Origin of the sequence: Microcoleus sp. B13-B6 (assembly GCF_036705405.1) — a bacterium.
Taxonomy (GTDB): Bacteria; Cyanobacteriota; Cyanobacteriia; order Cyanobacteriales; family Microcoleaceae; genus Microcoleus.
Genome location: NZ_JAUBUJ010000208.1, coordinates 1 through 4,456, shown reverse-complemented (window position 1 = coordinate 4,456; position 4,456 = coordinate 1). Strand labels below are relative to the sequence as shown.

Genomic DNA, 4,456 nt, shown 5'->3' with positions numbered 1-4,456 from the left:
GGTATGGAAGTAATGCACGAGCGCAATGCTCACAACTTCCCACTTGACTTGGCTGCTAGTGAAGTCACTCCAGTAGCAATGGTAGCTCCTTCTATCAATGGCTAAGTTTTAGTCTGAGATTACAAAAAGCGCTCCTAGAAATAGGGGCGCTTTTTGTTTGGGGAAAATATTTTTCAGACAGTCATGGATATATGGGCCCGCCGGCGAAGACACCGCAACTACAAAAATCAACAGTTCGCGATCGCACTCCTATCAAAGAAACCGGCTTTTTTACCGAATCTACGGGCTGCAACCCATCTTTTCATAAAAAACCCGGTTTTTGACCACCCGTGCGTCCTGGACTAATATTGATAGGTGCGATCGCCCTTTAATCCAACATAAATAATCCCCATGATATTTGAAACAGAGAGATTGGTTTTGAAACCGATTGTGGAGAGCGACCTCAACACGCTTCATAGAATTTTCACTGATTCCTATGTGAGGAGATATCTGTGCGACGGCGAAATCTGGTCGCTACAAAAGGTTGAAGAAATGCTTGCGGAAAACAAAAAGCTGTTTGCCCAAAAGCAATTCGGTTTGTGGTTTATCGAAACTAAGAGCGATCGAGAAACTATTGGATTTGTGGGTTTGTGGTATTTTTTTGAAGAAGCACAGCCGCAGTTAGTTTACGCACTGCTGCCGAAAGCACTTAAACAAGGTTACGCTACTGAAGCATCAACCAAAATATTGGATTATGGTTTTGAGGAACTTGGCTTTAACTATCTTGTCGCAAGTTGCGATCGCCCAAACATTGAGTCGCAAAAAGTCGCAGAAAGACTCGGAATGAAACAAGTAGAAGAAAGAATTATCAATGGAAATCCGATATTATTCTTTAGAATCGATAAGTAGTAATTAGCAGTAAGACCGCAATGCACAAATGGCTTTCGGTGGTGGGGATTGGCGAAGATGGACTTTCGGGACTCGGCCCGATCGCCTCTACCCTTCTCTCTCAATCTCAAATCGTTGTTGGTGGCGCCCGTCACCTAGCAATGCTACCAACCGACGACACCCGCGAAAAATTGGTTTGGGCATCGCCTTTGCAGACAACAGTTGACGAGATTCTCCGCCGCCGGGGACAATCTGTGTGCGTGCTAGCAAGCGGCGATCCGATGTGTCACGGCATCGGCGTCACGCTGTCGCGCCAAATTCCCATTTCGGAAATGACTGTGATTCCGGCGGTATCGGCTTTTAGTCTTGCTTGCGCCCGTTTGGGTTGGCCGATCGCCCAAGTTGAGACTTTCAGTTTGACAAATCGCCCGATCGCATCGATCGCCCTTGCTTTGTATCCGGGGGCGCGCTTGCTGGTGTTGAGCGCTGACAGACACACGCCGGGAAAGGTTGCAGAATTGTTGACGCAGCGGGGGTTTGGCAGCAGTTTGATGACCGTGTTCGAGCGGATGGGGTCGGAATCGGAACGGCGGATCGAGGGGGTCGCAGCAGCCTGGAAGGCAGCGGATTTGGCTGATTTGAACACGATCGCGATCGCAGTTGCAGCCGATCGACCAACTGTGATTTTCCCTCGTACCTCCGGTTTGGCGGATACTGCTTATCGCCACGACGGACAACTTACCAAGCGGGAGGTTAGAGCCGTTACTCTGTCAACGTTAGCACCGATTCCCGGAGAGTTGCTTTGGGATGTGGGGGCGGGCTGCGGCTCGATCGCGATCGAATGGATGCGGAGTCATCCTCGGTGCAGGGCGATCGCGATCGAACGCCATGCGACTCGATTGCAATACATCGCTGAAAATTCCTCTACTTTCGGCGTTCCCGAACTCGAAATCGTTGCGGGAGAAGCACCAGAAGCCCTGACAAATTTACCTCAACCGAATGCTATTTTCATCGGCGGCGGTGTCACCGCAGAATCTGTGCTGGAAACTTGTTGGAATGCTTTAGGTGAAGGCGGCCGATTAGTTGTTAATGCGGTGACTGTTGAGAGCGAGTTTAAAGTTTTGCAATGGCACGATCGTTATGGTGGGGAACTAATTAGAATTGGGATTCAGCGAGTAGGGGCGATCGGCTCTTTTCAGGGTTGGAAGCCGCTTGCACCGGTGACTCAGTGGGCGGTTGTTAAGGGGTAATACCAATTCTGATTGGAGCGGAATGATTTAACCACAGAGTACGCAGAGAACACAGAGGAAGAGATGAGAGAGATGAATCATTCCGATGAAGAGTGGATTTGATATAAAAGGCGATCGATCTTTTTCCAATAAAGCTATAATCAATAATATTCTCTGGAATGAGAGTGATAATGCCAGACGAATCATCTGTAGATCCTTATTTAGATCGACTGTTTGAAGACTATTCCAACACTGAAGTTATCGAACTACAGCAATATCTGTCTGAATGGGATAGAGGAACTTATCGAACTGTGGCCCAAAGTGTGTTAGACCATTCACAAAGAAAAGGATTTGATCCACTCAAATATTTGCGTAAAGCACACAACTTCCACACCAGAGGTGCTGTAAGAGTTCCTCGCACGGGATATCGGCAGGATGGAGCCGCTGTTTACCGAAAGGGCTATGAGTTTTTAATTGTGCGACCTGACCAGTATGGTGTTGAGAAAATCGTGACTTATGGCATTAATGAGGAATAGCGATATGGCACAAGTTCAGAACAAATTAGCGCTTGGGCAGGATATTATTGTGCAACTTTTGGCACAGTTGACAGTTGACTATCAAAACACTAAATCAGAGCGCAAAGAGATATCTCAGAGGTATCTTGGTTCTGAGGAAGATTTTTCGTTTCTGGAGGAGCTTGAGTTAGTAACAGTAAGTATTCGCGGTTATGCTAGTCAGATTGAGGAGCGCGCAGAGGTTGAGAATCGCGAGCAAGCGATCGCAGAGTTACATCAGCTTCGGGTGTTCGATCGTTCTGCGATCGCTCAGTTTTATAATGAGACGCGATCGGGCTATCTTCAAATGCGGTCTTATATCCGAATGCTAGACTATTTGCGGTTGCTGGTTTTGGAGTATTTGCAAATGGAATAGAGCTCCAGATAAGTTAGTTTACCAGACACCGTAGCCACCTCGACGATCGGCAATTTCTTGCTCTAACTCCACTTCATTGAGAAGTTTCATACCGTTGGCGATCGCCCGTTGGCGAAGTTTCCACAAGGTTTGACCGAGTTGTGTTTTGGGGGTAAATTCAGGTGAAAATTTGAGCGCTAGAGCTTGGGTAAAGTGAAGGACTTTTGCGCGATCGGCGGGGGCAAGTTCGCGCCAGTATTGTAGGAGGATTTCTTCGGGAGGCATGGAAAATTTTTGAGCCTAACTCTAGAATTTATTTTACTCTTTTACGATCGATCGGGTCAATGCCATTGGCGATAATAATCTAGTTTATTCCCATAGTCTTTGAACAGCATAAGCATCAAACACTTCATCACGGCTGACTAAAACTAAAGCATGATTAATGGATTGGGCAATTAAAATGCGATCGAATGGATCGCGATGGTGGAATGGTAGATTGCGAACCAGTACAGTATCCGCAAAGGAAATTGGCAGTAATAAGATGCCAGCAGCAGGTAACTGAGCTTCGATGTCTGCATAGTCTGCTTGCAGTATCAATTTACCAATGCTGATTTTGATGGCAATTTCCCAAAGACTGGCAATACTCAAATAGACTATATCGGCGGCTTCAATCTGCTCCTTCAAGGTAACTGATAGGTTAGGAGCATTTTCTGAAAACCAAATAAAAGTGTGAGTATCGAGGAGCAATGCACTCATTCCATATACTCCTGGAAATCCTCTAATGGTGCATCAAAATCATCAGCAAGCGGTAAGACAAACGTGCCTTTCATCATCCCGGCTTGACGTTTCTTTTGAGGAGGATTTACGGCAACCTCATTATTTGCATATTTGGCGGCCAAGAATTCTACATAGTGCAAAACTTCCTGTTTCAGGGAATCTGGCAACTTGACCAGGGTTTCTAGGATGGTGGTTTCTAGCATTAGATAACCTCTTGCTGGATAAGCTCATGATAACAAGCGCAAAGCAAAACTTACCGATGTCTCTAATCTCGCTCTAAGCTACCGGGCGGGCAAATTTCGATTTTGACAGTCATGCCTACTTGGTTTAGCATTGCGATCAGAGTATCAACCGAGAATTCCCCAATTTTACCTTGAGTTAGAGCTTTGATTTGGTCGTTTGACTGTTTGAGATGTTGAGCAGTTTGGTCGATCGTCCAACGGTGATGTTTAATCTGATGAAGCAGGGCGAGCATGAGTTGCGATCTGATTAGTAAGTTATCAGCTTCTTCTGCTGAAAATCCCAGGTCGAGAAAGATATTATCGGTTGCTTGGGTAATAGTATTTTCACTCATGGTTCTGGTTCTCTTGAATTTAACAATACTTCGGACAGTTTTGGAACAGGGACGCTCCCCGAACAGAGACAAAAAATCCCTGGAATTTTAACCGAAACTC

General features: G+C 46.1%; 9 protein-coding genes. 5 read left to right on the top strand and 4 right to left on the bottom strand.

Annotation, left to right across the window (positions count from 1 at the left end; all coding sequences use genetic code 11):
* The 5 genes from QUB35_RS38435 to QUB35_RS38415 all read left to right on the top strand — a co-directional run.
* Window positions 1-105, top strand: a 105-nt coding sequence (locus tag QUB35_RS38435; protein WP_333050036.1) for a photosystem II protein D1, incomplete at its 5' end; no start/stop codon positions are given.
* Between the two features lie 285 nt (window positions 106-390).
* Window positions 391-888: a GNAT family N-acetyltransferase gene (locus tag QUB35_RS38430; RefSeq protein ID WP_333148255.1), complete on the top strand. Its 498-nt coding sequence runs from the start codon at window positions 391-393 to the stop codon at window positions 886-888.
* A gap of 20 nt (window positions 889-908) precedes the next feature.
* Entirely contained in the window at window positions 909-2,117 is a 1,209-nt protein-coding gene (gene cbiE, locus QUB35_RS38425; protein ID WP_333148253.1) for a precorrin-6y C5,15-methyltransferase (decarboxylating) subunit CbiE, read from the top strand.
* Window positions 2,118-2,287: 170 nt separating this feature from the next.
* Window positions 2,288-2,632, top strand: a complete 345-nt coding sequence (locus tag QUB35_RS38420; RefSeq protein ID WP_333148252.1) for a hypothetical protein — start codon at window positions 2,288-2,290, stop codon at window positions 2,630-2,632.
* Window positions 2,633-2,636: 4 nt separating this feature from the next.
* The gene (locus QUB35_RS38415; RefSeq protein WP_333148250.1) at window positions 2,637-3,026 is read left to right on the top strand and encodes a hypothetical protein; all 390 of its coding nucleotides are present in this window, start codon (window positions 2,637-2,639) and stop codon (window positions 3,024-3,026) included.
* Window positions 3,027-3,044: 18 nt separating this feature from the next.
* Here QUB35_RS38415 and QUB35_RS38410 read toward each other — a convergent pair whose 3' ends face one another.
* The 4 genes from QUB35_RS38410 to QUB35_RS38395 form a co-directional block, all read right to left on the bottom strand.
* Entirely contained in the window at window positions 3,045-3,290 is a 246-nt protein-coding gene (locus tag QUB35_RS38410; protein WP_333148248.1) for a hypothetical protein, read from the bottom strand.
* An 84-nt stretch (window positions 3,291-3,374) separates the two neighbouring features.
* Window positions 3,375-3,761, bottom strand: a complete 387-nt coding sequence (locus QUB35_RS38405) for a type II toxin-antitoxin system VapC family toxin (RefSeq protein ID WP_333148246.1) — start codon at window positions 3,759-3,761, stop codon at window positions 3,375-3,377.
* Window positions 3,758-3,985 (bottom strand): type II toxin-antitoxin system VapB family antitoxin, encoded by a 228-nt coding sequence (gene vapB / locus QUB35_RS38400; RefSeq protein WP_333148244.1) that lies wholly within the window; start codon window positions 3,983-3,985, stop codon window positions 3,758-3,760. The genes QUB35_RS38405 and vapB overlap by 4 nt, the downstream gene beginning before the upstream one ends.
* Before the next feature lie 62 nt (window positions 3,986-4,047).
* Window positions 4,048-4,356 (bottom strand): XRE family transcriptional regulator, encoded by a 309-nt coding sequence (locus QUB35_RS38395; protein WP_333148242.1) that lies wholly within the window; start codon window positions 4,354-4,356, stop codon window positions 4,048-4,050.
* Window positions 4,357-4,456: the final 100 nt, after the last annotated feature.

What these genes read in the sequence shown, in the direction of transcription:
- QUB35_RS38410 (WP_333148248.1), bottom strand. Translation starts at nt 3,290, where the DNA reads ATGCCTCCCGAAGAAATCCTCCTACAATACTGGCGCGAACTTGCCCCC.
- QUB35_RS38420 (WP_333148252.1), top strand. Translation starts at nt 2,288, where the DNA reads ATGCCAGACGAATCATCTGTAGATCCTTATTTAGATCGACTGTTTGAA.
- QUB35_RS38415 (WP_333148250.1), top strand. Translation starts at nt 2,637, where the DNA reads ATGGCACAAGTTCAGAACAAATTAGCGCTTGGGCAGGATATTATTGTG.
- QUB35_RS38405 (WP_333148246.1), bottom strand. Translation starts at nt 3,761, where the DNA reads ATGAGTGCATTGCTCCTCGATACTCACACTTTTATTTGGTTTTCAGAA.
- cbiE (WP_333148253.1), top strand. Translation starts at nt 909, where the DNA reads ATGCACAAATGGCTTTCGGTGGTGGGGATTGGCGAAGATGGACTTTCG.
- QUB35_RS38395 (WP_333148242.1), bottom strand. Translation starts at nt 4,356, where the DNA reads ATGAGTGAAAATACTATTACCCAAGCAACCGATAATATCTTTCTCGAC.
- QUB35_RS38430 (WP_333148255.1), top strand. Translation starts at nt 391, where the DNA reads ATGATATTTGAAACAGAGAGATTGGTTTTGAAACCGATTGTGGAGAGC.
- vapB (WP_333148244.1), bottom strand. Translation starts at nt 3,985, where the DNA reads ATGCTAGAAACCACCATCCTAGAAACCCTGGTCAAGTTGCCAGATTCC.